General features: G+C 52.3%; 22 protein-coding genes and 4 tRNA genes. 3 read left to right on the forward strand and 23 right to left on the reverse strand.

The annotated features are described in order from the left end of the window. Window positions 1-55 (reverse strand): IS1 family transposase (locus ACJHX7_RS23905; RefSeq protein WP_129692851.1); only part of this gene is annotated, 55 nt, incomplete at its 3' end. A 187-nt stretch (window positions 56-242) separates the two neighbouring features. Between ACJHX7_RS23905 and aslA the strand changes: the two genes are divergently transcribed. Continuing rightward, a complete protein-coding gene (gene aslA / locus ACJHX7_RS23910; RefSeq protein WP_000395844.1) occupies window positions 243-1,898 on the forward strand; it encodes an arylsulfatase AslA in 1,656 nt (551 codons plus the stop codon). Between the two features lie 157 nt (window positions 1,899-2,055). On the opposite strand, the gene ACJHX7_RS23915 is transcribed toward aslA, so the two are convergent. From ACJHX7_RS23915 to trxA, 21 genes are all read right to left on the reverse strand, one after another. Continuing rightward, complete coding sequence (locus ACJHX7_RS23915; protein ID WP_094030191.1) at window positions 2,056-3,291, reverse strand: anaerobic sulfatase maturase; 1,236 nt, start codon at window positions 3,289-3,291, stop codon at window positions 2,056-2,058. Between the two features lie 146 nt (window positions 3,292-3,437). Beyond that, window positions 3,438-3,514 (reverse strand) — tRNA-Pro (locus ACJHX7_RS23920). A gap of 42 nt (window positions 3,515-3,556) precedes the next feature. After that, window positions 3,557-3,643 (reverse strand) — tRNA-Leu (locus ACJHX7_RS23925). A 20-nt stretch (window positions 3,644-3,663) separates the two neighbouring features. Beyond that, window positions 3,664-3,739, reverse strand: a tRNA-His gene (locus ACJHX7_RS23930). Between the two features lie 58 nt (window positions 3,740-3,797). After that, window positions 3,798-3,874 (reverse strand) — tRNA-Arg (locus ACJHX7_RS23935). 102 nt (window positions 3,875-3,976) lie between these two features. After that, window positions 3,977-5,362: a bifunctional threonine/serine APC transporter ThrP gene (thrP, locus tag ACJHX7_RS23940; RefSeq protein ID WP_094030192.1), complete on the reverse strand. Its 1,386-nt coding sequence runs from the start codon at window positions 5,360-5,362 to the stop codon at window positions 3,977-3,979. A gap of 190 nt (window positions 5,363-5,552) precedes the next feature. Continuing rightward, window positions 5,553-6,293: a lipopolysaccharide N-acetylmannosaminouronosyltransferase gene (wecG, locus tag ACJHX7_RS23945; RefSeq protein WP_001066626.1), complete on the reverse strand. Its 741-nt coding sequence runs from the start codon at window positions 6,291-6,293 to the stop codon at window positions 5,553-5,555. 2 nt (window positions 6,294-6,295) lie between these two features. Next, on the reverse strand, window positions 6,296-7,648 hold the full coding sequence (wzyE, locus tag ACJHX7_RS23950) for an ECA oligosaccharide polymerase (protein ID WP_410231716.1): 1,353 nt from the start codon (window positions 7,646-7,648) through the stop codon (window positions 6,296-6,298). Continuing rightward, window positions 7,645-8,724 carry a TDP-N-acetylfucosamine:lipid II N-acetylfucosaminyltransferase gene (gene rffT / locus ACJHX7_RS23955; RefSeq protein WP_000217220.1) on the reverse strand — a complete coding sequence of 360 codons (1,080 nt, stop codon included), beginning with the start codon at window positions 8,722-8,724 and terminating at the stop codon, window positions 7,645-7,647. The genes wzyE and rffT overlap by 4 nt, the downstream gene beginning before the upstream one ends. Then, window positions 8,721-9,971, reverse strand: coding sequence for a lipid III flippase WzxE (gene wzxE, locus ACJHX7_RS23960; RefSeq protein WP_000050260.1), 1,251 nt, complete (start codon window positions 9,969-9,971; stop codon window positions 8,721-8,723). Before wzxE ends, rffT begins: the two co-directional genes overlap by 4 nt. A gap of 1 nt (window position 9,972) precedes the next feature. After that, the gene (gene rffA, locus ACJHX7_RS23965; protein ID WP_000612044.1) at window positions 9,973-11,103 is read right to left on the reverse strand and encodes a dTDP-4-amino-4,6-dideoxygalactose transaminase; all 1,131 of its coding nucleotides are present in this window, start codon (window positions 11,101-11,103) and stop codon (window positions 9,973-9,975) included. Window positions 11,104-11,107: 4 nt separating this feature from the next. Then, window positions 11,108-11,782: a dTDP-4-amino-4,6-dideoxy-D-galactose acyltransferase gene (rffC, locus tag ACJHX7_RS23970; protein WP_001145168.1), complete on the reverse strand. Its 675-nt coding sequence runs from the start codon at window positions 11,780-11,782 to the stop codon at window positions 11,108-11,110. Beyond that, on the reverse strand, window positions 11,760-12,641 hold the full coding sequence (gene rfbA / locus ACJHX7_RS23975; RefSeq protein ID WP_000676056.1) for a glucose-1-phosphate thymidylyltransferase RfbA: 882 nt from the start codon (window positions 12,639-12,641) through the stop codon (window positions 11,760-11,762). The genes rffC and rfbA overlap by 23 nt, the downstream gene beginning before the upstream one ends. 18 nt (window positions 12,642-12,659) lie before the next feature. Then, on the reverse strand, window positions 12,660-13,727 hold the full coding sequence (gene rffG / locus ACJHX7_RS23980; protein ID WP_094030193.1) for a dTDP-glucose 4,6-dehydratase: 1,068 nt from the start codon (window positions 13,725-13,727) through the stop codon (window positions 12,660-12,662). Next, window positions 13,727-14,989 carry a UDP-N-acetyl-D-mannosamine dehydrogenase gene (gene wecC / locus ACJHX7_RS23985; protein WP_000006610.1) on the reverse strand — a complete coding sequence of 421 codons (1,263 nt, stop codon included), beginning with the start codon at window positions 14,987-14,989 and terminating at the stop codon, window positions 13,727-13,729. Before wecC ends, rffG begins: the two co-directional genes overlap by 1 nt. Then, window positions 14,986-16,116: a non-hydrolyzing UDP-N-acetylglucosamine 2-epimerase gene (gene wecB / locus ACJHX7_RS23990; RefSeq protein WP_022646324.1), complete on the reverse strand. Its 1,131-nt coding sequence runs from the start codon at window positions 16,114-16,116 to the stop codon at window positions 14,986-14,988. Before wecB ends, wecC begins: the two co-directional genes overlap by 4 nt. 55 nt (window positions 16,117-16,171) lie before the next feature. Beyond that, window positions 16,172-17,218 (reverse strand): ECA polysaccharide chain length modulation protein, encoded by a 1,047-nt coding sequence (wzzE, locus tag ACJHX7_RS23995; RefSeq protein ID WP_001314258.1) that lies wholly within the window; start codon window positions 17,216-17,218, stop codon window positions 16,172-16,174. A gap of 11 nt (window positions 17,219-17,229) precedes the next feature. Further along, window positions 17,230-18,333: a UDP-N-acetylglucosamine--undecaprenyl-phosphate N-acetylglucosaminephosphotransferase gene (gene wecA, locus ACJHX7_RS24000; protein WP_001050960.1), complete on the reverse strand. Its 1,104-nt coding sequence runs from the start codon at window positions 18,331-18,333 to the stop codon at window positions 17,230-17,232. Window positions 18,334-18,572: 239 nt separating this feature from the next. Further along, complete coding sequence (gene rho, locus ACJHX7_RS24005) at window positions 18,573-19,832, reverse strand: transcription termination factor Rho (RefSeq protein WP_001054527.1); 1,260 nt, start codon at window positions 19,830-19,832, stop codon at window positions 18,573-18,575. An 84-nt stretch (window positions 19,833-19,916) separates the two neighbouring features. Then, entirely contained in the window at window positions 19,917-20,018 is a 102-nt protein-coding gene (rhoL, locus tag ACJHX7_RS24010; RefSeq protein ID WP_001295255.1) for a rho operon leader peptide RhoL, read from the reverse strand. A 140-nt stretch (window positions 20,019-20,158) separates the two neighbouring features. Then, entirely contained in the window at window positions 20,159-20,488 is a 330-nt protein-coding gene (gene trxA, locus ACJHX7_RS24015; RefSeq protein ID WP_001280776.1) for a thioredoxin TrxA, read from the reverse strand. A 130-nt stretch (window positions 20,489-20,618) separates the two neighbouring features. Here trxA and rhlB point away from each other — a divergent pair, with 130 nt between their 5' ends. After that, window positions 20,619-21,884, forward strand: coding sequence for an ATP-dependent RNA helicase RhlB (gene rhlB / locus ACJHX7_RS24020; protein ID WP_000047508.1), 1,266 nt, complete (start codon window positions 20,619-20,621; stop codon window positions 21,882-21,884). 134 nt (window positions 21,885-22,018) lie between these two features. Then, window positions 22,019-23,503: a guanosine-5'-triphosphate,3'-diphosphate diphosphatase gene (gene gppA / locus ACJHX7_RS24025; protein ID WP_021553986.1), complete on the forward strand. Its 1,485-nt coding sequence runs from the start codon at window positions 22,019-22,021 to the stop codon at window positions 23,501-23,503. A 46-nt stretch (window positions 23,504-23,549) separates the two neighbouring features. Here the strand turns inward: gppA and rep are convergent, their stop codons facing one another. Then, entirely contained in the window at window positions 23,550-25,571 is a 2,022-nt protein-coding gene (gene rep, locus ACJHX7_RS24030; protein WP_001238886.1) for a DNA helicase Rep, read from the reverse strand. Between the last annotated feature and the right edge of the window lie 60 nt (window positions 25,572-25,631).

A 25,631-nucleotide genomic window follows, 5' to 3' on the forward strand; every position in this document is an offset into this window, starting at 1 on the left:
GCACCACCCCGTCAGTAGCTGAACAGGAGGGACAGCTGATAGAAACAGAAGCCACTGGAGCACCTCAAAAACACCATCATACACTAAATCAGTAAGTTGGCAGCATCACCCATTTTCTGGATAAATAAATAATTTATTTTTATCACTATTATTTATGCAATCATCCTGTCAGGGAGAGGGATCTCAATTATCAATGCTTAATTACGTCAACATTTTGACGACATGAAACCGGAGCATTTTGCATGGAATTTTCGTTTTCACCCAAACTTCTTGTTGTAGCTGTCGCCGCCGCTCTTCCACTCATGGCCAACGCAGCAGATACCCCGTCAACCGCCACCGCACGCAAAGGCTTTGCCGGATACGATCACCCAAACCAGTATCTGGTTAAACCGGCGACCACTATTGCCGACAACATGATGCCGGTGATGCAGCATCCTGCACAAGACAAAGAAACCCAGCAGAAGCTGGCAGAACTTGAGAAAAAAACCGGTAAGAAACCGAACGTGGTTGTTTTCTTGCTGGATGATGTGGGCTGGATGGATGTTGGCTTTAACGGTGGCGGCGTGGCGGTGGGTAACCCTACACCAGATATCGACGCCGTTGCCAGCCAGGGGCTGATTTTAACTTCGGCGTATTCTCAACCGAGTTCTTCCCCAACCCGCGCCACGATTCTTACCGGACAATACTCCATCCACCACGGCATTCTGATGCCGCCAATGTACGGGCAACCGGGCGGTCTGCAAGGGTTAACCACTTTGCCGCAGTTGCTGCACGATCAGGGCTACGTCACTCAGGCCATCGGGAAATGGCATATGGGGGAAAACAAAGAGTCGCAGCCGCAGAACGTTGGCTTTGATGATTTCCGCGGCTTTAACTCGGTATCCGATATGTATACCGAATGGCGTGATGTTCACGTCAACCCGGAAGTCGCCCTGAGCCCGGATCGTTCTGAATACATCCAAAAACTGCCATTCAGCAAAGATGACGTTCATGCCGTGCGCGGCGGTGAACAGGAAGCCATTGCCGACATTACGCCGAAATATATGGAAGACCTGGATCAACGCTGGATGGAATATGGCGTTAAGTTCCTCGACAAGATGGCGAAGAGCGATAAGCCTTTCTTCCTCTACTACGGCACTCGCGGCTGTCACTTCGATAACTACCCAAATGCGAAATATGCGGGTAGCTCTCCGGCGCGCACCTCTTACGGCGACTGCATGGTGGAGATGAACGATATCTTCGCCAATCTGTATAAAGCACTGGAGAAAAACGGTCAGCTTGATAACACGCTGATTGTGTTCACCTCTGATAACGGTCCGGAAGCCGAAGTTCCGCCGCACGGTCGCACGCCGTTCCGCGGTGCGAAAGGTTCTACATGGGAAGGCGGCGTTCGTGTGCCAACCTTCGTTTACTGGAAAGGCATGATCCAACCGCGTAAATCTGACGGCATTGTCGATCTGGCGGATCTCTTCCCTACGGCGCTGGATCTGGCGGGGCATCCTGGGGCGAAAGTAGCGAATTTAGTACCGAAAACCACCTTTATCGATGGTGTGGACCAGACATCTTTCTTCCTGGGAACAAATGGTCAGTCTAACCGTAAGGCCGAGCACTACTTCCTCAACGGTAAACTTTCTGCTGTGCGTATGGATGAGTTCAAGTATCACGTTCTGATCCAGCAACCGTACGCGTATACCCAGAGCGGGTATCAGGGTGGATTCACCGGCACAGTAATGCAAACGGCGGGATCGTCGGTGTTTAACCTGTACACCGATCCGCAGGAAAGCGACTCCATCGGCGTGCGCCATATCCCAATGGGTGTACCGCTACAGACCGAAATGCACGCGTATATGGAGATCCTGAAAAAATATCCACCACGCGCGCAGATTAAATCTGATTAAGCCGGCGCTATCGCTGAGATCTGCCTTTGCCGGATGCGATGCTGACGCATCTTATCCAGCCTACAGAACGCTGCAATTTATTGAATTTGCAAGGATTGTAGGCCGGATAAGGCGTTCACGCCGCATCCGGCAATCAACCGCAGGCGGCCGCCGATTTCTACTTATTCACCACCATCAAATGCGCCTGCATAATGTCGCTGGCCGGACGACCGTGCGCCAGCAAATCAGCCATTGCTTTAAGATATGGCGGTAGATGGCGGAAATAACGCTGATACCCGGCACACAAATAATTCAGCCCGGGTTTGCCGCTGGCATCGAGCATAAAGCGGTGTTTCGGACAGCCTCCCCAGCACGCTTTTAACACGTTGCAACTGCGACACTGCGCCGGTAACTGCTTAAATTTATCTTCACCAAACACCTGCTGTTGCGGGGAATCTACCATTTCTGCAATTGTCTGCTGAAGCATATTCCCCAGTCGATATTGCGGATAAACATAGTGATCGCAGGCGTAAACGTCGCCGTTGTGTTCAACAATCACCGAGCGCCCACAGGTTGGCTGATGATGGCAAACCGCTCCTGGCGCACCGACAAAATTGGCAAACGCCCATTCGATATTCATCACGAAAATCTTGCCGACGTCGCGTTTGATCCAGTGGTCGAATATCGCCACCAAAAATTCACCGAACTCCTCGGGGTGTACCGACCATTCCGTCAGTTCGCCCTGAATATCGCCGGGAGCATGTAGCTTAAGTCCAGCATGAACAGCCGTTTCATCAGCCAGGCGTTCGACCACAGGAATAAACTGGATAAACTCAACGCCTGCATCACACAGAAAATCATAGATTTGCAAAGGTTGTAACGCACTGGTGCGATTTACGCAGACCAGCACGTTATAGTCGACATGATGTTTTTGCAGGAGCGTCAGGGCACGCATCACCAGCTTATGCGATGGTCTGCCGCCTTTGGTCACGCGATATTGATTGTGGATCTCAGCCGGACCATCCAGCGATAACCCAACAAGAAAATGATTTTCTGCCAGAAATGCACACCATTCGTCATCAAGCAGAACGCCGTTAGTCTGGAAGCTGTTACTTATCTTCCTGCCAGCACCATATTTCGCCTGTAGCGCCACGGCACGGCGGTAAAAATCCAGCCCGAGTAACGTTGGTTCGCCGCCCTGCCAGGTAAAAGCCACTTCGTTTTGGGTTTCGCTGGCAGCGATATAGTGACGGACATACGCTTCCAGCGTGTCATCGTCCATATGCGTGACTGGCTTTTCGCGGTAAAGGGATTGTTTTTCGAGATAAAAACAGTAGTCACAGTTCAGATTACAATCGGAACCGCTCGGTTTCGCCATCACATGAAAAGCACGCGTTGGAACCTGTTGCAGCATGGTCGCTCCTTGCCTGAAGTCATCCTTCAATACGTTAAGGGCGAAATCATACCGTAGGACAATGAGTTATTACGGGCGTTTATTGCGAACGGAGAGTGATGAAATGCACAGAAAACAAAAAACCCCGCCGAAGCGGGGTTCAAAATTGGTCGGCGAGAGAGGATTCGAACCTCCGACCCACTGGTCCCAAACCAGTTGCGCTACCAAGCTGCGCTACTCGCCGAAATACTGCTTTTTGAATTTTTAGTTCAATTCTTTAAAGTCGTGGTGCGAGGGGGGGGACTTGAACCCCCACGTCCGTAAGGACACTAACACCTGAAGCTAGCGCGTCTACCAATTCCGCCACCTTCGCATTGTCACAACTTCTAATAATGGGGTGGCTAATGGGATTCGAACCCACGACAACTGGAATCACAATCCAGGGCTCTACCAACTGAGCTATAGCCACCACTACAAATCTTGTTACGCGGTATCACTACCACCGCAGCTCAAGCGCCGGGACTAAATGGCGCGCCCGACAGGATTCGAACCTGAGACCTCTGCCTCCGGAGGGCAGCGCTCTATCCAGCTGAGCTACGGGCGCTTAGCGCCGTTGCGGGGGTGGATAATACGGACTTCCCACCCCTCTGTCTAGTCTCTTTTTAAATAAATTGCGCGTTTGGTTACAGTTTGTGCGTTTTGCTGCTTATTCCTCCAGTTTATGCGCTTTACCGTGGCGATTAAGCCCAAAAATTTTATAAATCGCCGTCACCGCCAGCATAAAGATGATGCCGACAAACAGCGACATACGCGTATCTTCATTAAAGTACATGCCGATCAAAACGCAAATCAGGAATGCCATTGTTACGTAGTTGGCCCACGGGAACAGGATTGAGCGGAACGGATGGCTGGCAATCGCCGCTTTATGCGCACGACGAAAACGCAGCTGGCTTATCAATATCACAAACCATGGCACCATCCCCGGAAGCACGCTGGCACTGTAGACGTAGACAAACACACGCTGCGGATTGGGAATGATGTAGTTCAGGCATGAGCCAATTAACAGGATAGCAATAGATACTGCCACACCCGCAACCGGTACGCCGTGACGGGAAACTTTCGCCATTGCCGCCGGTAACTGACGGTTTTTCGCCAGTGCATAGAGCATACGTCCGCAACTGTACATGCCGCTGTTACAGCCAGAGAGCGCAGCCGTCAGCACCACAAAGTTGATAATGCCCGCCGCTGCGGTAATGCCGATTTTGGCGAAAGTCAGTACGAACGGGCTACCGTTGCTGCCTATTTCATTCCACGGGAAGATAGTAATGATAACGAAAATCGCGCCAACGTAGAAAATCAGGATTCGCCACAGCACCTTGCCTACAGCACTGCGCAGCGTCACCTGCGGATTCTTCGCTTCACCGGCAGTAATGCCAATCAGCTCCACGCCCTGGTAGGACGCCACCACAATACACAATGCGGTCAGGAACCCTTTCCAGCCACCCGCAAAGAAACCGCCATGCTCTGTGAGATTGCTAAAACCAATCGACTGCCCGCCATTGCCAAAGCCAAAGAAAATCACGCCCAGGCCAATGACAATCATCACGATAATCGTGGTGACTTTGATCATCGCGAACCAGAACTCGATTTCGCCGTACAACCTCACCGCCGCCAGATTCGCCAACGCCACCAGCGCCACTGCGATCAATGCGGGTATCCACTGCGCCATCTCCGGGAACCAGAACTGGACATAAACGCCAATGGCGGTGATTTCTGAGATCCCCACCGCCATCCACATAAACCAGTAAGACCAGGCGGTGAGATAACCAAAGAACGGGCTCATATAACGATGCGCATAAACGGCGAACGAACCGGTAACCGGTTCGAGGAACAACATTTCGCCCATTGAACGCATGATGAAAAAGACGAATAGCCCGGCGATGATATAGGCCAACAATACGGATGGCCCGGCCCACTTCAGGGTACTGGCGGCCCCCATAAACAGGCCGACGCCAATGGTGCCCCCCAGGGCGATGAGTTCGATATGTCGAGCTTCCAGCCCACGCTGTAGCTCTGGTTTGTTATCTGCCATAAATCCTCGTGTTGTGTTTGCATGCTTTCCGGTGTTACCGGTTATCGTTATGGGTACATCGAGTGTTGCGAATGTTTTCGTAATTCAGGAGAAATGGCAAATAAAGCATTAAAAATTTGAATGCTTTGTGTAATAAAAAAGCAGACAGGCGACGGAGTGACCACTCCGTCGCTTTACAAAGAGAGGAAAATCAGAGGTTGCCGGTGTAGTGCCAGCGTAAATAACGCAGCAAACGAAGCTGACGCTTAATGCGGCTCGGCTGCGAAAGCAGGCGGTAGAGCCACTCCAGTCCCAGCGTTTGCCAGATTTTCGGTGCACGTTTTACGTGACCGGTGAAAACATCGTAAGTCCCGCCAACGCCCATATACAGCGCATCCGGATGCACCAGACGGCAGTCGCGCATGAAGATCTCCTGCTTTGGCGATCCCATCGCAACAGTGACGATTTGCGCACCGCTGGCATGAATGCGTTCAAACAGCGCCTGACGCTGCTCGGGTTTAAAATAACCATCCTGACTGCCAACGATATTCACATTCCACTGGTTGCGCAGTTTAGCTTCAGTTTGCGCCAGCACTTCAGGTTTACCGCCCACAAGAAATACCGGCGTCCCTTCTTTGCCTGCGCGCGCCATCAGCTCTTCCCAGAGATCGGCCCCGGCAACGCGGGAAACCTGCGCCTGCGGGTACTTTTTACGTACTGAACGTACAACGCTGATGCCATCCGCATATTTAAATTCGGCAGCGTTAATTAACTCCCGGACCTCGGCGTTATCTTCAATGGTCAGCATTTTTTCGGCATTAATGGCAACCAGCGTTCCCTGCTTAAGCTGCCCGTCAGCAAACAGATAATCGAGGGCGTGCTGCATATCACGCCAACCAATCAACTGTAAGCCACGCAGTGTATAGGTCGGTGCCGTGGTGGTGTTATTCATTGTTATCCTTCAATCTGCGTCCGGAGCGATGATTTTGTACGTTTATGAATGAGTCCGGCGCTTTCAAAAAGCCAGTACAACAGTTTTGCGATCATCAGACATGCGCCGAAGACCACGATAAAAAAGACCACGCGTGAGACAAACGAATCCAGCCCTTCACGCGCCAGCACGATCATATTGAAGATCGCCCCGAAGCAGAAACTGTGTAATATCGCAGCCTTATAGCGATTAGTATCGCGGTTGCCCAGCTCATACAGCCAGTCGAACCATTTGATGATCAGGCCAACCACAATCGCCCCGAGCGGGATGAACAACGCGCCGCCCATCACCACCAGTGAGCCTATAAGCGTAGGCGAGATCGCCAGTCCGGAGTGGTTATTCAGCACTTCCCAGGTAAAGTAGTTGGCTGAGTTCAGCACCATACTCGGGCGACCCGGCCACAGCCAGGAAGGGATAAAGACATAGAAATCGCGGACAATTGGAGCCAGGCCCTGGAAGTCGATGTTGTCGTAGTTCTGCAACAGCAACGCCAGATTCTCCCACGGTGAAAAGGTGTCGCGAGTGAGATAGAGAAACGTATAGAACGCTTCATCGCCGCTCACATTCATTCCATAGCGTTTTAACGCCAGCCAGAACATGCCCACAATCCCCAGCACACCCGCCGCCGCCAGCATCCACAACGAAATCCAGCCGCGAATAATGCCAATAAACAGGAAGATAGCGAATGCGATGATGATATTGGCGCGAGTGCCGCCGACAATCATATAAGTCAGCAAGCCAAAGGCGACCGTGCTGACGAGGAAAAACAGCCACGCTTTGCTGTCCTGGCGCAGAAAGTAGACCACCAGCATCGCCGGGATGAAAAAGTAAAAGAAACGTTTTAACGCCACGCCGGAGACTTCACTGGAGAAGATCTGACTGTAGGAGTTAAGACGGAACAGCAAAAAACCGTTGTGCATGAAGAAGATGCCGACGCTTACCAACGCAATGCCCATCAGGATCACCCACGTGAGATTGGTCTCCACGCGGTTCATGGTAAACAGCGGACGGCGCGGTACATCAGCAACGCGTTTGCGTAGGCGGGTTTTGTAGGTGACATAGTAAACCGCGTAGAAGCAGCCCGCAGAAAGCAACGCCTGCAACAAGATTTCTGGCGGCGCGACACCAACATCAAAGCGAAATACCAGCACGCTGGTCAGCGGGAAGCCGAAGAAAAAGGTGAGCAAAAACAGCAATGAAAAGAAGACATTGAAGTTAAAACGCACACGGCGAAACTCAAACCAGGTCAGCGTGGCAATAAACAGCGTGCAGAGCAGCCAGACAACAAACAGGCCACTGAATTGCAGCAGACTCATGCGACCTCCCCGGCGGCAATCGCCAACGCCCGCTGCCAGCCTTGTAGATAGTTAGGGCTAAAGAAGGCAATGGTGTTTTTATCCACCGACGCCAACTGGCGCTGCGCTTCACGCACAATATCCTCGTTGAGATCGTCGGTAGTAAACAGCACCGGCAAATGCTGTTCCGTCATATCCTGCCAGAACGGATTTTCCCGGTTAAGCACACAAGGAATGCCCGCCTGAATCAGTAAGCACAGCGTACCAATGCCCTGCTGGCGGGCAAAAATAAAGTAACCAAGATCGCACTGACGAAGTAGCGTCAGATAGGCGTCAAATTCCAGTTTTTCGCTCAGAACTTGCAGATTTTCTTCGCTGAATAACTCCAGCCCCGCCTGACGAACTTCCTCGATGTACGCTTCGTTATTAGGCGGATATCCCATCGGCACCACCACTTTTACCGTATCGCCAAATTGCTGATGAACGGCGCGCAAGGCAGCAATATGCTCATTGCTGCGGTCGCCGGAGTTGCCCACCAGAATGGTCATTTTCCCTTCACATTGCCGATCGTTCGCCATCGTATTAAGAGAAGGGTCCATCCGCGTCGGGAAGTACAGCAGTTCTCCCCGCACCTTTGGATGCGTTTTGGCAAAAAAGCTCAAATCACCGCGGGTGGCAAATACACAGCCGACTCTCTTTTGCGCCAGGCGACGTAGCGGGTAAAAAAGCTTATATCTCAAGCCACTGGAAAGCTCATACAGGTCTGCTCCCCAGATATGCCAGAAAAACTGGCTGGGCTTAATGCCACCACTCAGCAGAGCCAGCCACAGTTTGGGATTGAACTGACCGTGGAAGAAAAAACGCTGCTGACGGTTAGCTTTTGCTTTCGCGATGACCGCTTCCGCCAGCGATTTTTTCCCAGGGAAAAATTGCACAGAAAGCGCCGGACAGCTATCACTTAAGCCGTCGTCCTTGCCAACAACCATAAACTCGCGCGCGTGCTCGCTCGTCGCGGCCAGCGCGTCGTTGAAAAACCGCAGAACGGTTCGGTTATGGTGAGGGATATCCGATCCCAGAACGTGAATCAGTACAGTCATGCCCGCCTACGCCAGAGTAAAAACACGCCACAACAAAGAGAAAAATAGACGATATAGGTTGCCATATAGGCCTGTGCTGCGCCCAGTGCGCCATGCGCAGGGATTAGCCAGTGGGCAAATACCATCAATAAAGTGAACTGGCTGATTTCCGCCAGAATATAAAACCGCAGTGACGCTTTGGCGATCACCAGATAACCAAAGACATAAGCGCCCACTTTTAACACATCACCCACTAACTGCCAGGCAAAGAGATCGCGCATAGCGGTAAATTTATTCGACAACAGCAGCCAGATAGCAAAATCACGCAGCAACCAGACGGTAAAACTCGCCGCCGCCACTGCCGGTAAGACGAATTTCAGCGATTTAACCACTTCCCGGGTGATATCGCGCTTTTCCGTTAGCCGCGACAACGTGGGCAGCAAATATACGCTGAACGATGCCGTAATAAATTGCAGGTAGGCATCGGAAATACTGCTCACCCCTTGCCAGATCCCCACCTCATCCCAGCTATACTGCGCCGCCAGCAGTTTACGCATCATGATGTAAGCAACAGGCAAGGTCACCGACGTAATCAACGCCATGAGCGTAAATTTGCTCAACTGCCCTGCCAGACCGTTATCCCAGCTGGGTTTCAGATAGCTTAACGGGATGACACCACGTTTGATCAACATGATGGCGGCAGGAATTACCACCAGCGCGGGAATCAGCGCCAGCCCCAGCAACGCCCCTTCATAACCGCCCAAACGGTAACTGACGTAGTACGCGAGAACGCCAATCAAGCTGCCGACAATCAGCGATAACGCATTACCTGCGGCATCGCGAAAGCCTTTCATCAGCGCCAGTAACAGGTTGCCCCAGGCGATCCCCATTTGCACCAGCGCTACTAAACGCACCAGCCCCTGATAGTCGGTATTACCAAACAATCCCTGGCTGATTGGCGCAGCTGCCAGCACAAAAACCAGCGCCATCAGCGTAGAGAAACCAAGTACCATCGCTGATGAAGTGCCGACCACGCGGCGCAGCTGCTGCGGATTATCATGGTACTGGGCAACGTATTTGGTTACACCGTTAAAGATGCCAGCCCCGGCAAGCACGCCGAGCACGGTAATCAACTGGCGGAAATTTGCCGCCAGCCCAAGCCCCGCCGGACCAAATGACACCGCCAGCAACTTACCGACCAGTAACCCGGCACCAATCTTGACCAGTGTACTGGCCGCCGTCCACAAGGACGCTTTCGCCAACGACATATCAGGAGAAGTAGTTCAACAAAGTCGCAATTACCGTACGCTGATTGACGGGCGACAGGTTGTAGAACAGCGGCAGGCGCAGCAGGCGCTCGCTCTCTTTGGTGGTGTAGCGATCTTCACCGTGGAACTCACCAAAGCGTTCCCCCGCAGGGCAACCGTGCAGCGGAATGTAATGGAACACCGCCATGATTTCCGCTTCTTTCAGAAAGTTAATCAATGCGCTCCGGTCATCAATATCCCGCAGTTTAATGTAGAACATATGCGCGTTCTGCACGCAGCCATCGGGAATCGACGGCAGCTCGATACGCCCGGCTTTCGCCAGAGGCGCTAACGCATCGTAGTAGTTTTGCCACAGCGCCAGACGTTGCTGGTTGATACGATCCGCTGCCTCCAGTTGCGCCCACAGGTACGCAGCTTGCAGATCGGACATCAAATAGCTGGAGCCGATATCGCGCCAGGTATATTTATCGACCTGACCACGGAAGAACTGGCTGCGGTTAGTGCCCTTTTCACGGATGATCTCGGCTCGTTCGATCAACGCTTTATCGTTAATCAGCGTCGCGCCGCCTTCACCACCCGCCGTGTAGTTTTTGGTTTCATGGAAGCTAAAGCAGCCAATATGACCAATGGTTCCCAGTGCACGCCCTTTATAAGTGGACATCACGCCCTGAGCGGCATCTTCCACCACAAACAGATTATGCTTTTTCGCCAACGCCATAATGGTGTCCATTTCGCAGGCCACACCCGCGTAATGGACCGGCACGATAACGCGCGTTTTGTCGGTGATCGCCGCTTCAATCAACGTTTCGTCGATATTCATGGTGTCCGGGCGAACATCCACAAAGACGATTTTCGCGCCACGCAGCACAAAGGCATTGGCGGTGGAGACAAAGGTGTAGCTCGGCATGATCACTTCATCGCCAGGCTGGATATCGAGCAGCAGCGCCGCCATCTCCAGCGAAGCGGTGCAGGACGGCGTCAGTAACACTTTGGCGCTGCCAAAACGTTGCTCCAGCCACTGCTGGCAGCGACGGGTAAAACCACCATCGCCGCACAGTTTGCCGCTACCCATTGCCGACTGCATATAGTCGAGTTCGGTTCCCACCACCGGCGGTGCGTTAAATGGAATCATGTGATCACCTGTATAACCAGTACGCGGTGCTTTCTACATTCGCACCACTTTGTATGTATCGTTTAAGCGCGGCGGTGTTGCCCATCTGGGTCGCCACCCGCAAAGTTGTTTTACCGCGAGCATACGCCCAGTTTAGCGCCGTTTGCATTAGCTCAGCACCTGCACCGCGTCCAGCCAGCAGGCCAATTCGCGCATCTGTCGCATTGAGTTCCCGTAAAGAGACATAACCGCGAATATCGCCGGACGCCGCACGTAAAATCAGACATTGATGATCAAAGGTGCCGCGCACGGCATTTTCAATCCACTGTGCATAAAAGCGACCGCTAGCGTCAGGCGCATACCACGGCGCACGAAAACGGCTTTGCGCAAATGCGGCGCTGGCTAACTGACGTAATGCGGGAATATCGGTCTCTTGTGCCACTACTGCACCGCTATCACTGACATTGTTCACGGGTAGCGCCAAATCAACTTCACCTTCTACCAGGGAGAATCCCAGCTGTTGCAGGGCATCCAGTTCACCCGTATTTGATGCCGCAATTTTGGCCTGCACCCGTGACCACGGCGCTAAGGCGTCTGGCGTCAGGAGTGCCGCGTCAGGACTAATACGCACAATGGCGCTGTTAACACCAAAGAAGGCGTTTTCCCAGGTTAGTGGCTCAATACTGGCGCGGACGGGCACGAAGTAACTCCAGCAGATATTGGCCGTAGCCGGTTTTCGCTAATGAACTGGCGGCGCGCTTCACGCCTTCGTCATCAAGCCAGCCGTTACGCCAGGCGATCTCTTCCAGGCAGGCAATCTTAAAGCCCTGGCGTTTTTCCACCGTCTGTACAAAGGTGCTGGCTTCAATCAGGCTGTCGTGAGTGCCAGTGTCCAGCCAGGCAAATCCGCGCCCGAGCAGTTCAACGGTCAGGTTGCCCGCCTCGAGGTACATCTGGTTGATGGAGGTAATCTCCAGTTCACCCCGCTCCGACGGCTTCACCTGCTTTGCGTACTCCACGACTTTACTGTCGTAGAAATAAAGCCCGGTCACCGCCCAGTTTGATTTCGGCTGTTTTGGTTTTTCTTCCAGAGAGATAGCACGGAAATTGTCGTCAAACTCCACGACGCCAAAGCGTTCCGGGTCCATCACCTGATAGCCAAATACCGTCGCCCCTTCCGTGCGCGCCGCAACATGACGCAGCTTCGGACTGAAGCCCTGTCCGAAGAAGATGTTATCGCCCAGCACCAGACAAGATGGTTCACCGTTGAGGAAGGTTTCACCGATGATAAAGGCCTGCGCCAGACCGTCCGGACTGGGCTGTTCGGCATATTCCAGCTGGATACCGAACTCACTGCCGTCACCCAGCAGGCGCTGGAAATAACCTTTATCTTCCGGCGTAGTAATGATGAGAATTTCGCGGATACCGGCCAGCATCAGCACCGACAGCGGATAGTAAATCATTGGCTTATCGTAAATCGGCAACAGTTGCTTCGATACGCCGCGCGTAATCGGATGCAATCGGGTGCCGGAACCGCCCGCCAGGATAATACCTTTCATGTCTGCCTCCGCTGAAAATTAGCCTTTCAGACCTAAACGCTCGCCCTGATAGCTGCCGTCCTGCACCTGCTTCCACCAGATTTCATTAGCCAGATACCACTGCACCGTTTTACGCATTCCACTTTCAAAGGTTTCCTGCGGCAGCCAGCCAAGTTCACGGGCAATTTTCGAAGCATCAATGGCATAACGCAGATCATGCCCCGGACGGTCAGCGACAAAGGTGATCAGGTCACGATAGTGCGCCACGCCGTGCGGCTTATTCGGAGCCAGTTCTTCCAGCAGCTCGCAAATGGTTTCCACAACATCGAGATTCTTACGCTCGTTGTGACCACCAATATTATAGGTTTCACCGACTTTCCCGGTGGTCGCCACGCAATACAGCGCGCGGGCGTGATCTTCAACATACAGCCAGTCACGGATTTGCTGCCCGTTGCCATATACCGGCAGCGGTTTACCCGCCAGCGCGTTGAGGATCATCAGCGGGATCAGTTTTTCCGGAAAGTGGTAAGGACCGTAGTTATTCGAGCAGTTGGTGATAAGCGTCGGCAGACCATAGGTCCGCAGCCAGGCGCGCACCAGATGGTCGCTGCTGGCTTTTGACGCGGAATAAGGGCTGCTCGGCGCATACGGCGTGGTTTCGGTGAAGAAATCATCCGTCGAGTGCAGGTCACCATATACTTCGTCAGTGGAGATATGATGAAAACGGAACGCTGATTTTTTATCTTCCGTTAGCGCATTCCAGTAAGCCCGCGCCGCTTCAAGCAATGTATAAGTCCCGACAATGTTGGTTTCAATAAACGCTGCCGGGCCGTCAATAGAACGGTCAACATGGCTTTCGGCTGCCAGATGCATGACACAGTCTGGCTGATGCTCAGTGAATACGCGCGCCAGTTCTGCCCGATCGCAGATATCAACTTTCTCAAAGGCAAAGCGCTCGCTTTGCGCGACCGGTGCCAGCGACATCAGATTTCCGGCGTAGGTCAGCTTATCGACCACTACCACCGCGTCGCTCGTTTCGTTGATGATATAACGCACCAGCGCCGAGCCAATAAACCCGGCACCACCTGTTATCAGAATCTTTCTCATCAGCGCCAAACTCCTTTGGCATCGACGACATACTGCTGATGGACATTGTCGCCATTGATAACTTTGAACTGACTATGATCGACCAGCATCACCAGCACGTCTGCCGTTGCCAGCGCCTCGTCAAGCTGCGCCAGAGTACAAAGCCCGGTCAGTTTTTTCGGCAACTGGTGGATGTTAGGCTCAACAACCAGCGTTTCGCCGCTATGCCACTGGGCGATCAGTTCAGCGATTTCCATCGCCGGGCTTTCGCGCAGGTCATCAATATTCGGTTTAAACGCCAGACCAAAGCAGGCGATTTTCAGTTCACTGGCGCGTTTATCGGTAGCAGCAAGGCAGTCGGCAACCGCCGCTTTCACCTGATCGATAACCCAGAACGGTTTGTGATCGTTCACTTCGCGCGCGGTACGGATAAGCCGCGCCTGCTGCGGGTTCTGTGCCACGATAAACCACGGATCAACAGCAATGCAGTGACCGCCCACGCCAGGACCAGGCTGAAGAATATTAACGCGAGGGTGACGATTCGCCAGGCGAATCAGTTCCCAGACGTTAATTCCCTGATCGGCACAAATCAGCGACAGTTCGTTAGCAAAAGCGATATTCACATCGCGGAAGCTGTTTTCGGTGAGCTTACACATTTCCGCCGTCCGCGAGTTAGTGACGACACACTCACCTTCGAGGAAAATTTTGTACAGTTCGCTGGCGCGGGCCGAACAAACCGGCGTCATACCACCAATCACGCGATCGTTTTTAATCAGCTCGACCATAACCTGGCCCGGTAACACGCGTTCCGGACAGTAAGCAATGTTGACGTCCGCCAACTCGCCCACCTGCTGTGGGAAAGTGAGATCTGGACGCATCTCTGCTAACCATTCTGCCATCTTCTCGGTTGACCCCACCGGCGAGGTGGATTCAAGGATCACCAGCGCGCCTTTTTTCAGCACTGGCGCAATGGAGCGAGCAGCCGATTCAACGTAGGTCATATCTGGCTCATGATCGCCTTTAAACGGCGTGGGTACAGCAATCAGCCAGGCATCCGCTTCAACTGGCGTCGTGCTCGCTCGTAAAAAACCGCCTTCTACGGCAGTTTTTACTACGCTCGCCAAATCAGGTTCGACGATATGGATTTCGCCACGATTGATGGTATCAACCGCATGTTGGTTGATATCGACACCAATCACCTGTTTTTGCCTTGAGGCAAACGCAGCTGCTGTAGGCAGCCCGATGTAACCCAGTCCGATAACAGAAATGGTCGCAAAACTCATAGTGATATCCGATTATTTTTTAACGCTTCCAGAATGCGAGAGCATGCCTGACCATCACCATACGGGTTATGGGCGCGGCTCATAGCTTGATATTCGTTTTCGTCTTTTAAAAGACGCGTCACTTCCTCGACAATTCGCTGCTTATCCGTGCCGACCAGACGCACCGTCCCCGCTGTCACCGCTTCCGGACGCTCAGTGGTATCGCGCATCACCAGCACCGGTTTCCCCAGCGAAGGCGCTTCTTCCTGAATGCCGCCTGAGTCGGTCAAAATCAGCCAGGCGTGGTTCATCAGCCAGACAAACGGTAAATACTCCTGGGGATCGATCAGAATGACATTTTTCACATGCCCCAGAATGCGATTGACCGGCTCTCTGACGTTCGGGTTGAGATGCACTGGATAGACAATCTGGATGTCCTGGTGCGTGATGGCGATGTCTGCCAACGCCTGGCAGATTTCTTCAAAGCCACGACCGAAACTCTCACGCCTGTGACCGGTCACCAGAATCATCTTTTTATCGGGGTCGATAAACGGGTAATTTGCCGCCAGTTCTGAACGCAGCGTGTCGCTGCTCATCACCTGATCACGCACCCATAACAGTGCATCAATGACTGTATTACCGGTAATGAAGATTCGGCTGTCAGCAACATTTTCACGCAGCAAGTTTTGCCGGGAAGTTTCGGTTGGAGAGAAGTGATACATCGCCAGATGCCCGGTCAATGTACGGTTAGCCTCTTCCGGCCACGGCGAATAGAGATCGCCCGTGCGCAGACCAGCCTCAACGTGACCAACTGGAATACGCTGATAAAACGCCGCCAGGCTGGTTGCCAGCGTCGTCGTTGTGTCGCCGTGAACCAGCACGACGTCTGGTTTGAACTCGGCAAGAATAGGTTTTAGCCCTTCCAGAATCCGACAGGTTATCTCTGTCAGGCCCTGTCCTGGCTGCATTATGTTGAGATCGTAGTCAGGTACAATGGAAAAGAGTTTCAGCACCTGATCGAGCATCTCCCGATGCTGCGCAGTGACGCAAACTTTAGCCTCAAAAAAAGGATCTTTTGCCAACGCATGCACCAACGGCGCCATCTTGATGGCTTCCGGGCGCGTACCAAATACAGTCAGTACTTTCACATCGATTCTCTTCGAATAAGCGGCGAGCGCCTTTGCGCTCACCGCAGCAGTGTTGCTATTTCGAGCAACGGCGGGTTAATGCGACACCAGCCCCGATCAGCCCCCCGACAATGCCCCACATAATCATCAGGAAGGCACGACGTGGGCTATCGCGTTTTACCGGTTCTTCCGGCGTACGCAAATAGCGATAGGTCTGAAAACGCGGATCCAGGGTTGGACCAACATTCAGGGTGTTTAACATGGCCCGATTCTGATCATAGTCGAGATCAAAGGCCGGACCGACGGCCTGTAAATTTTCCAGTCGAGCCTGGAGCATTGGACGTCCAAGCAGGAACATTTCTGAATCAGGTAACTCCTCGGCAGGCACATCTGTCGCACTGCGCGAAATATTATGCTGCTCAGCAATTTTCAGCGCCTGTTCAATACTGTTCATCCGGCGATCGTAGATGGCTTTCGCCACCTCTTCCTGACGCTTCACCTGAGCTTTCATCTGGATGGTGCGTGCCGCCCATGCGCCTTTCAGCTCATCATTCAGATGGCTGGCTGCACGCTGGCTGGCAAAAGCAACATACTGACGTAACAGGTTATTAGCGTCAGGCGCAGTTTCGGCAATCAGCTTCACGCTGTCATTGACCGCGCGGGTGAAGTCACCGGGAATAAACACGATGTTGTTGATCATTTCATCCAGCAACGCCGCATCGGCTTTGCTATTGCCCACCATCCGCTGTTTGTAATAGTCGGTTTGCAGCCAGAACTCTCTGCGGGTATCCCACGAGGCCAGTTGCATAACAAACTCTTTATAGGCTTCGTCCATGACCGATGGTTGGTCGGCAGAAGCCATGTTTGAACGGACATCCAGGTTACGCAAAAATTGCTGCTGTGAGTAATATCCCCCCAGCATATTCACCGTTGGACGATCGGTAATCGCTGTCGAGCTCCACTCCTGGCGAGCAAAAAAAGTATACGCCAGCGCGATTAACGCAAACGCCAGCCCCATGCCAATAATCCACAGCTTCCCAGCCCACAAGGTACGAAACAACCCACGAATATCCAGTTCATTTTCAGCGTCTTCGGCCGGTTTCCCAGGCATTGGTTGTGTCATCACATCCTCATTTATTTGGTTAAATTGGGGCTGCCACCACGATTTCTACGCAGTCTGCGTTTTACGCGCTTAATAAAGCGAGCAACTTTCCAGGCACGCTTAATGCAATATCCATAGAGGAAGAATGCTAGCAAAAAGAGCACCAGCATGACCCACTCCGGGACAAAATGAGAATATTCTGCCAGCACCCCAATGGAGGCGAGCAGAGCTGCGGCAAGGGTAATCAGCACAAACGCCTGGCGGGAAGTAAACCCGGCACGCATGATCAAATGGTGAATATGCTGACGGTCAGGAGAGAATGGGCTCATGCCTTTACGCAGGCGACGGTACATAATCGCCACCATATCCATTAGTGGAATGGCGATTATCCACAAAGCGGTAACCGGGCTGATGGGATGAGTTTTGCCCTGGGTCGTTTCGAGCAGGATCCAGATAACGGTAAAACCAATCAGCGTACTGCCCGCATCCCCCATAAAGACTTTGTAGCGGCGACCCAGGATACCAAGGTTAAGCATGATGTATGGCAGGATGGCGGCGATCATCGCAAAGCACCAGATTGCGAGACTGGTTTGCCCGTCGAACCACAAAATCATACCGATTGCTGCAAACGAGACGCAGGACAACCCGCCCAGCAAGCCATCAATGCCATCAACCATGTTGAACGCATTAATGGCCGCCCAGACGGCAAATAGCGTCAGGAAGTAACCAAACGGTCCGAGCACCATCTCCCAGGAGCCAAAGATATAACCCAGGCTACTGAGATAAAGTTTGCCGAACACCATCATAACAATGCCAACAGCGGCCTGTATGGTGGCACGGATTTTTACGCTGATATCAAAACGGTCATCCAGCGCGCCAATGAAAACAAGCACACCGGCACAAGCGAGATAGAGAGATGCATGCGGAATATAGTAATCGACAATTCCGAACGTGAAGCAAATCCCTGCGTAAACCGAAATCCCCCCAACGAGAGGTATCAATCCCTGGTGACGTTTGCGGAAGTTTGGTTTATCCACTAAACCGACTTTTTTTGCCACCTTACGGGCAAAAAACAGAAACAGTGTCGTGAATAAAAAAATACTGATGAGATCAGTACTCACTGTCAGTAAATTCACAATGCATGCTCTCAGAGAAAATTATTAGCAGAAGTATAACCACGAAGACCTTTATTCAGAAGGGAAAGTCCGTTCCGAACCCACCAGTCCTGTGCAAAAATTAACCATTTGATATGCAAATTGCATAACACACCAGCAAATTCCAGGAATTTTCCTAGCATCGCCAGCGCGGCATTAAGATTACAGATATAAAAGCAAAACGCCACGTAAACACGTGGCGTTTTTGGCATAAAACAAATTTATGAGCGTTTCATCATTTCGAAGAAATCGTCATTGGTCTTGGTCATTGCCAGTTTATTAATGAGGAATTCCATTGCATCGATTTCGCCCATCGGGTGAATGATTTTGCGCAGGATCCACATTTTCTGCAGTTCTTCCTGAGTCGTGAGCAGCTCTTCTTTACGGGTACCGGAACGGTTGTAGTCGATAGCCGGGAAGACGCGTTTTTCAGCGATCTTACGAGAGAGGTGCAGTTCCATGTTGCCTGTACCTTTAAACTCTTCGTAGATAACTTCGTCCATCTTGGAACCGGTATCGATAAGCGCGGTAGCGATGATGGTCAGGCTGCCGCCCTCTTCCACGTTACGCGCCGCACCAAAGAAGCGTTTCGGACGATGCAGAGCATTGGCATCCACACCACCGGTCAACACTTTACCTGACGCCGGAACAACGGTGTTGTAAGCGCGCGCCAGACGAGTGATGGAGTCGAGCAGAATGATAACGTCTTTCTTGTGCTCAACCAGGCGTTTGGCCTTCTCGATCACCATTTCCGCAACCTGAACGTGGCGAGATGCGGGTTCGTCAAAGGTGGAAGCAACAACTTCACCTTTTACCAGTCGCTGCATCTCGGTTACTTCTTCCGGACGTTCGTCAATCAGCAGAACCATCAGCACACAATCCGGGTGGTTGTAAGCAATGCTCTGGGCAATGTTCTGCAGCAGCATGGTTTTACCGGCTTTCGGCGGTGCCACAATCAGACCACGCTGACCACGACCGATAGGTGATGCCAGATCCAGTACGCGAGCGGTTAAATCTTCCGTAGAACCGTTACCACGTTCCATACGCAGACGAGAGTTTGCGTGCAGCGGGGTTAAGTTCTCAAAGAGGATTTTGTTGCGGGCGTTTTCAGGTTTGTCGAAGTTAACTTCGTTAACTTTCAGCAGCGCAAAATAGCGTTCACCTTCTTTCGGCGGGCGAATCTTACCAGAGATGGTATCACCAGTGCGGAGGTTGAAACGGCGGATTTGGCTAGGGGAAACGTAGATGTCATCAGGACCGGCGAGGTAGGAGCTGTCTGCGGAACGGAGGAAACCAAATCCATCCTGCAATATCTCCAGTACGCCATCACCAAAGATATCTTCGCCACTCTTTGCGTGCTGCTTCAGGATGGCAAAAATAATGTCCTGCTTACGCATACGAGCCAGGTTTTCCAGCCCCATATTTTCGCCGAGAGTGATCAGCTCAGAAACCGGCGTATTCTTTAATTCGGTAAGATTCATAGTGGTGTGAGTTCTTAAACTTGGGGTAAATCTCGAACTTAATGTTGTGAATGGTATGGCAGGATCATCCATGCCTGTTTACGGTCATCGACTCATGTCTTTTCGCTGCCTGGTCACAGGAGAGTACGCAGAACTGAAACGACAAGACGGATTGAGTGACGAGCCAGAAATCTGTTCACTTCGCATTTAAGATAAAACGGGAAGCGTTGGAAATTACAAGATTCAAACTTAATAAGGTATGTTTAATACGAAGTCAACACTAAGTTAGCATGACTCACGCCGGGCGTCCAGTTTTTAGCGACGGGGCACCCGAACATGAAATTCCCTTACGCCAGATTAGCGTCGAGGAACTCTTTCAACTGACCTTTAGACAGTGCGCCCACTTTGGTTGCCGCCACTTCACCGTTTTTGAACAGCAGCAGAGTCGGAATACCACGGATACCATATTTCGGCGCAGTGCCAGGGTTTTGATCGATGTTCAGTTTTGCAACGGTCAGTTTGCCCTGATATTCGTCAGCGATTTCATCCAGAATCGGGGCGATCATTTTGCACGGACCGCACCACTCTGCCCAGAAATCGACGAGGATCGCCCCGTCCGCTTTGAGTACATCCGTGTCAAAACTGTCGTCAGTCAGGTGAATAATTTTATCGCTCATATATAACTCCACAGGAATAAGCCTGGCGTGTTGGTTTCGTTGTTGGTGTAACATTAACCAACTAAAGGTTGACTTTATTTCACCGGATACGCTTTCGTAAAGCAATAGTAAGCTGATATTCTACCACACTATGAGCAAAACACATTTAACAGAACAGAAGTTTTCCGACTTCGCCCTGCATCCGAAGGTTGTAGAAGCCCTTGAAAAAAAAGGGTTTCATAACTGTACGCCCATTCAGGCACTGGCCCTTCCGCTGACGCTGGCGGGTCGTGACGTAGCCGGGCAGGCGCAAACCGGTACCGGGAAAACGATGGCGTTTCTTACGTCAACGTTTCATTATCTTCTCTCTCATCCCGCGATTGCCGATCGCAAGGTGAATCAACCGCGTGCCTTAATTATGGCACCGACGCGTGAACTTGCCGTGCAGATCCACGCCGACGCGGAGCCACTTGCGCAAGCTACCGGCCTGAAGCTGGGTCTGGCTTACGGTGGTGATGGCTACGACAAACAGCTGAAAGTGCTGGAAAGCGGCGTTGACATTCTGATTGGCACCACGGGTCGTTTAATTGACTACGCCAAGCAGAACCACATTAACCTCGGAGCCATTCAGGTGGTGGTGCTGGACGAAGCCGATCGCATGTACGATCTGGGCTTTATTAAAGATATCCGCTGGCTGTTCCGCCGTATGCCACCTGCAAACCAGCGCCTCAACATGCTGTTCTCCGCCACGCTTTCGTACCGGGTACGTGAACTGGCGTTCGAGCAGATGAACAATGCCGAATATATTGAAGTGGAACCGGAACAGAAAACGGGCCACCGTATTAAAGAAGAGCTTTTCTACCCTTCTAACGAAGAAAAAATGCGTTTGCTGCAAACGCTGATCGAAGAAGAGTGGCCAGACAGAGCGATTATTTTCGCCAACACCAAACACCGTTGTGAAGAGATCTGGGGCCACCTGGCGGCAGATGGTCATCGTGTCGGTTTGTTGACAGGCGATGTCGCGCAGAAAAAACGTCTGCGTATTCTTGATGAATTTACCCGTGGCGATCTGGATATTCTGGTTGCCACCGACGTTGCCGCGCGTGGCCTGCATATCCCGGCTGTGACGCACGTCTTTAACTACGATTTACCCGATGACTGTGAAGATTACGTTCACCGTATTGGTCGTACAGGTCGCGCAGGCGCAAGCGGTCATTCCATCAGCCTGGCGTGTGAAGAGTATGCATTGAATTTGCCTGCTATTGAGACCTATATTGGTCACTCAATTCCGGTAAGCAAATACAATCCGGACGCATTGATGACCGATCTGCCAAAACCGCTGCGCCTCACGCGCCCGCGCACAGGCAATGGTCCGCGTCGTACTGGCGCTCCGCGTAATCGTCGTCGTTCAGGTTAAATAAAAATGTCATACTCAAAATCATTCAAACTGTATCAAGATGGCAAGAGAATGAATCCCGATGCGCATGCTGTAGTAAGTGATTTGGGTGAAAGAACGCAGCCAACGCAGAGACAGATTGAAGGATGAAGAGTATGGGTTCCACCTCGTCGCTGTATGCAGCCATTGATCTCGGTTCGAATAGTTTTCATATGCTGGTTGTGCGCGAGGTGGCTGGAAGCATCCAGACGCTGACGCGAATTAAACGCAAAGTGCGTCTGGCTGCTGGCCTGAATAGCGAAAATGCCCTGTCTAATGAAGCAATGGAGCGCGGTTGGCAATGTCTGCGCCTGTTTGCTGAACGTCTGCAAGATATCCCTCCCTCGCAAATTCGCGTTGTCGCTACGGCGACATTACGACTTGCCGTCAATGCGGGTGATTTTATTGCCAAAGCGCAGGAAATCCTCGGTTGTCCGGTACAGGTGATCAGCGGTGAAGAGGAAGCGCGTCTGATTTATCAGGGCGTTGCTCACACCACTGGCGGTGCCGATCAGCGCCTGGTGGTGGATATCGGCGGAGCCAGTACTGAACTGGTAACCGGCACGGGTGCACAAACCACCTCTTTGTTCAGCCTGTCGATGGGCTGCGTTACCTGGCTGGAACGCTATTTTGCCGATCGTAATCTGGGGCAGGAAAATTTTGATGCTGCAGAAAAAGCGGCACGCGAAGTGTTACGTCCGGTTGCCGATGAATTACGGTATCACGGCTGGAAAGTGTGCGTTGGCGCTTCCGGCACCGTGCAGGCGTTACAGGAAATCATGATGGCACAGGGGATGGATGAACGCATTACCCTGGAAAAGTTGCAGCAACTGAAACAACGCGCCATTCATTGCGGTCGGCTGGAAGAGCTAGAGATTGACGGGCTGACGCTGGAACGTGCGTTAGTGTTCCCGAGTGGTCTGGCGATCCTGATAGCCATTTTTACCGAACTGAATATTCAGTGTATGACTCTGGCGGGCGGTGCGCTGCGTGAAGGCCTGGTCTACGGCATGTTGCATCTGGCCGTCGAGCAGGATATTCGCAGCCGTACGCTACGTAATATTCAGCGCCGCTTTATGATCGATATTGATCAGGCACAGCGCGTAGCCAAAGTTGCAGCTAACTTCTTCGATCAGGTGGAAAGTGAATGGCATCTTGAAGCAATAAGCCGCGATTTGCTCATCAGCGCCTGTCAGCTTCATGAAATCGGCCTGAGCGTTGACTTCAAACAAGCGCCGCAACACGCTGCTTATCTGGTGCGTAATCTGGATCTTCCCGGTTTTACCCCCGCACAGAAAAAATTGCTGGCGACGCTACTGCTCAACCAGACTAATCCGGTCGATCTCTCATCGCTGCATCAGCAAAATGCCGTACCGCCGCGCGTCGCAGAACAACTCTGCCGTTTACTACGCCTGGCTATCATTTTTGCCAGCCGTCGTCGTGACGATCTCGTGCCAGAGATGACATTACAGGCTAACCATGAACTGTTGACCTTAACGCTTCCGCAAGGTTGGCTAACCCAACATCCGCTGGGTAAAGAGATTATTGCTCAGGAAAGCCAGTGGCAGAGCTACGTCCACTGGCCGCTGGAAGTGCATTAATGAGTAAGTGCCGGATGCGATGCTGACGCATCTTTTCCGGCCTTGATTATTTCCCTCGTTTTGCCGCCATCATCGCTTTCAGATTCGCCAGATGGCTTTGCCCTTTCTGCATCCGTTCTTCGGCGCTGACCACTTTGCGCTCCTGTTCCCAAATCAGATCATCCTGCGGCAGCTCCAGCAAAAAGCGGCTCGGCTCCGGGCGCACCAGTTCGCCGTACTGACGGCGTTCTTTACACAGCGTAAAGGTCAATTCCTTCTGGGCGCGGGTAATGCCGACATAGGCCAGCCGCCGCTCCTCATCGATATTATCTTCATCGATGCTGCTCTGGTGCGGCAAAAACCCTTCTTCCATACCGACCATGTAGACATAAGGAAACTCCAGCCCTTTCGACGCGTGGAGAGTCATCAGTTGCACCTGATCCAGCTCTTCTTCACTCTCACCACGCTCCATCATGTCGCGCAAAGTAAAGCGCGTCACCACCTGGGTTAACGTCATCGGCTCATCCAGTTCACTGCCTTCGAGCATCTCCGTCATCCAGCTAAACAGTTGGTTGACGTTCTTCATGCGCATTTCGGCGGCTTTCGGGCTGGGCGATGTTTCGTACAGCCAGGATTCATAATCCATGCCGTGAATCAGATCACGCACCGCGGCAATCGGCTCTCGCTCCGCCAGGCGCTGGATTTCTGCCAACCAGTGAGTGAAGCGGGTCAATGCTTCATAACCACGTCCGCTAAGCGTCTGACTCAGGCCCATATCAAAGCTGGCGGTAAACATGCTTTTATTGCGCGTCATCGCCCACTCACCCAGCTTTTTCAGCGTAGCCGGGCCAATCTCTCGCTTCGGCGTGTTAACGATACGCAGGAATGCGCTGTCATCGTCCGGGTTAGTCAGCACGCGCAGATAAGCCAGCAAATCCTTGATTTCAGGGCGAGAGAAAAACGACGTACCACCAGAAATTTTGTACGGGATGCGGTTTTGCATCAGGAATTTTTCAAACACCCGCGACTGATGGTTGCCGCGATAAAGAATGGCGTAATCTTTGTACTGCGTTTTATTGACGAAGTGATGCGCGATCAGCTCGCCGGTGACTCTCTCGGCCTCATGTTCTTCGTTATTCGCGCTTAAAACTTTTAGCTCTGCGCCATAGCCCAGTTCGGAGAACAGACGCTTTTCAAAGACGTGCGGGTTATTGGCGATCAGGATGTTCGCCGCTTTCAGAATACGTCCGGAAGAGCGGTAGTTCTGCTCAAGCTTAATCACCTTCAGTGCCGGGAAATCCTGACTCAACAGCACCAGGTTTTGCGGACGTGCACCGCGCCAGGAGTAGATCGACTGATCGTCATCGCCAACTACGGTAAAGCGCGCGCGGCTGCCCACCAGCAGTTTCACCAGTTCATACTGGCTGGTGTTGGTGTCCTGATACTCATCCACCAGCAGGTAGCGAATTTTGTTCTGCCAGCGCTCGCGGACTTCTTCATTGCGTTGCAGCAGTAACGTCGGCAATAAAATCAGATCATCGAAGTCGAGAACGTTACAGGCTTTCAGGTGTGCATCATACAGCCCATAACAATGGGCAAAAATACGGTCCCGCTCGCCAATCGCACTGGCTGCCGCCTGGGACGGTGTTTTGAGATCGTTCTTCCAGTTAGAGATGGTCGAAATCAGCTGTTGCAGGAGGACTTTGTCATCTTCAATCAGCCCCTCGGTCAGCTCTTTAAGCAAAGCAAGCTGATCGGTATCGTCAAACAGCGAAAAGTTAGCCTTCATCCCCAGCGCCGCATACTCGCGTTTGATGATATCCAGCCCCAGCGTGTGGAAGGTGGAAATCATCAGCCCACGCGCCTCTTTGCGCCCCAGCGTCTGCCCGACACGCTCTTTCATCTCGCGTGCCGCCTTATTGGTAAAGGTCACCGCCGCGATATGTCGCGCCTGATAACCGCAACCGCGGATCAGATGGGCGATTTTATTGGTGATAACACGAGTTTTACCGGAACCCGCGCCCGCCAGCACCAGGCAGGGGCCGGTAACGAATTCGACAGCTTGTTGTTGGCCGGGGTTTAGACGCATAGGAAAATCGCTCAATGAAAGTCGGGAGGGGAAAATAACAGCGTGGTAGTATAGCCAGCC

The organism is Escherichia sp. WS1451 (genome assembly GCF_046487365.1).
Classification (GTDB): domain Bacteria; phylum Pseudomonadota; class Gammaproteobacteria; order Enterobacterales; family Enterobacteriaceae; genus Escherichia; species Escherichia coli.

Coding starts and splice junctions, on each gene's coding strand:
- wzxE (WP_000050260.1), bottom strand. CDS start 9,971: ATGTCGTTGGCGAAAGCGTCCTTGTGGACGGCGGCCAGTACACTGGTC.
- wecG (WP_001066626.1), bottom strand. CDS start 6,293: ATGAATAACACCACCACGGCACCGACCTATACACTGCGTGGCTTACAG.
- rho (WP_001054527.1), bottom strand. CDS start 19,832: ATGAATCTTACCGAATTAAAGAATACGCCGGTTTCTGAGCTGATCACT.
- trxA (WP_001280776.1), bottom strand. CDS start 20,488: ATGAGCGATAAAATTATTCACCTGACTGACGACAGTTTTGACACGGAT.
- rhlB (WP_000047508.1), top strand. CDS start 20,619: ATGAGCAAAACACATTTAACAGAACAGAAGTTTTCCGACTTCGCCCTG.
- ACJHX7_RS23915 (WP_094030191.1), bottom strand. CDS start 3,291: ATGCTGCAACAGGTTCCAACGCGTGCTTTTCATGTGATGGCGAAACCG.
- rep (WP_001238886.1), bottom strand. CDS start 25,571: ATGCGTCTAAACCCCGGCCAACAACAAGCTGTCGAATTCGTTACCGGC.
- rffA (WP_000612044.1), bottom strand. CDS start 11,103: ATGATTCCATTTAACGCACCGCCGGTGGTGGGAACCGAACTCGACTAT.
- rffT (WP_000217220.1), bottom strand. CDS start 8,724: ATGACTGTACTGATTCACGTTCTGGGATCGGATATCCCTCACCATAAC.
- thrP (WP_094030192.1), bottom strand. CDS start 5,362: ATGGCAGATAACAAACCAGAGCTACAGCGTGGGCTGGAAGCTCGACAT.
- rffG (WP_094030193.1), bottom strand. CDS start 13,727: ATGAGAAAGATTCTGATAACAGGTGGTGCCGGGTTTATTGGCTCGGCG.
- gppA (WP_021553986.1), top strand. CDS start 22,019: ATGGGTTCCACCTCGTCGCTGTATGCAGCCATTGATCTCGGTTCGAAT.
- wzzE (WP_001314258.1), bottom strand. CDS start 17,218: ATGACACAACCAATGCCTGGGAAACCGGCCGAAGACGCTGAAAATGAA.
- rhoL (WP_001295255.1), bottom strand. CDS start 20,018: ATGCGAAGTGAACAGATTTCTGGCTCGTCACTCAATCCGTCTTGTCGT.
- wecC (WP_000006610.1), bottom strand. CDS start 14,989: ATGAGTTTTGCGACCATTTCTGTTATCGGACTGGGTTACATCGGGCTG.
- rfbA (WP_000676056.1), bottom strand. CDS start 12,641: ATGAAAGGTATTATCCTGGCGGGCGGTTCCGGCACCCGATTGCATCCG.
- wzyE (WP_410231716.1), bottom strand. CDS start 7,648: ATGAGTCTGCTGCAATTCAGTGGCCTGTTTGTTGTCTGGCTGCTCTGC.
- aslA (WP_000395844.1), top strand. CDS start 243: ATGGAATTTTCGTTTTCACCCAAACTTCTTGTTGTAGCTGTCGCCGCC.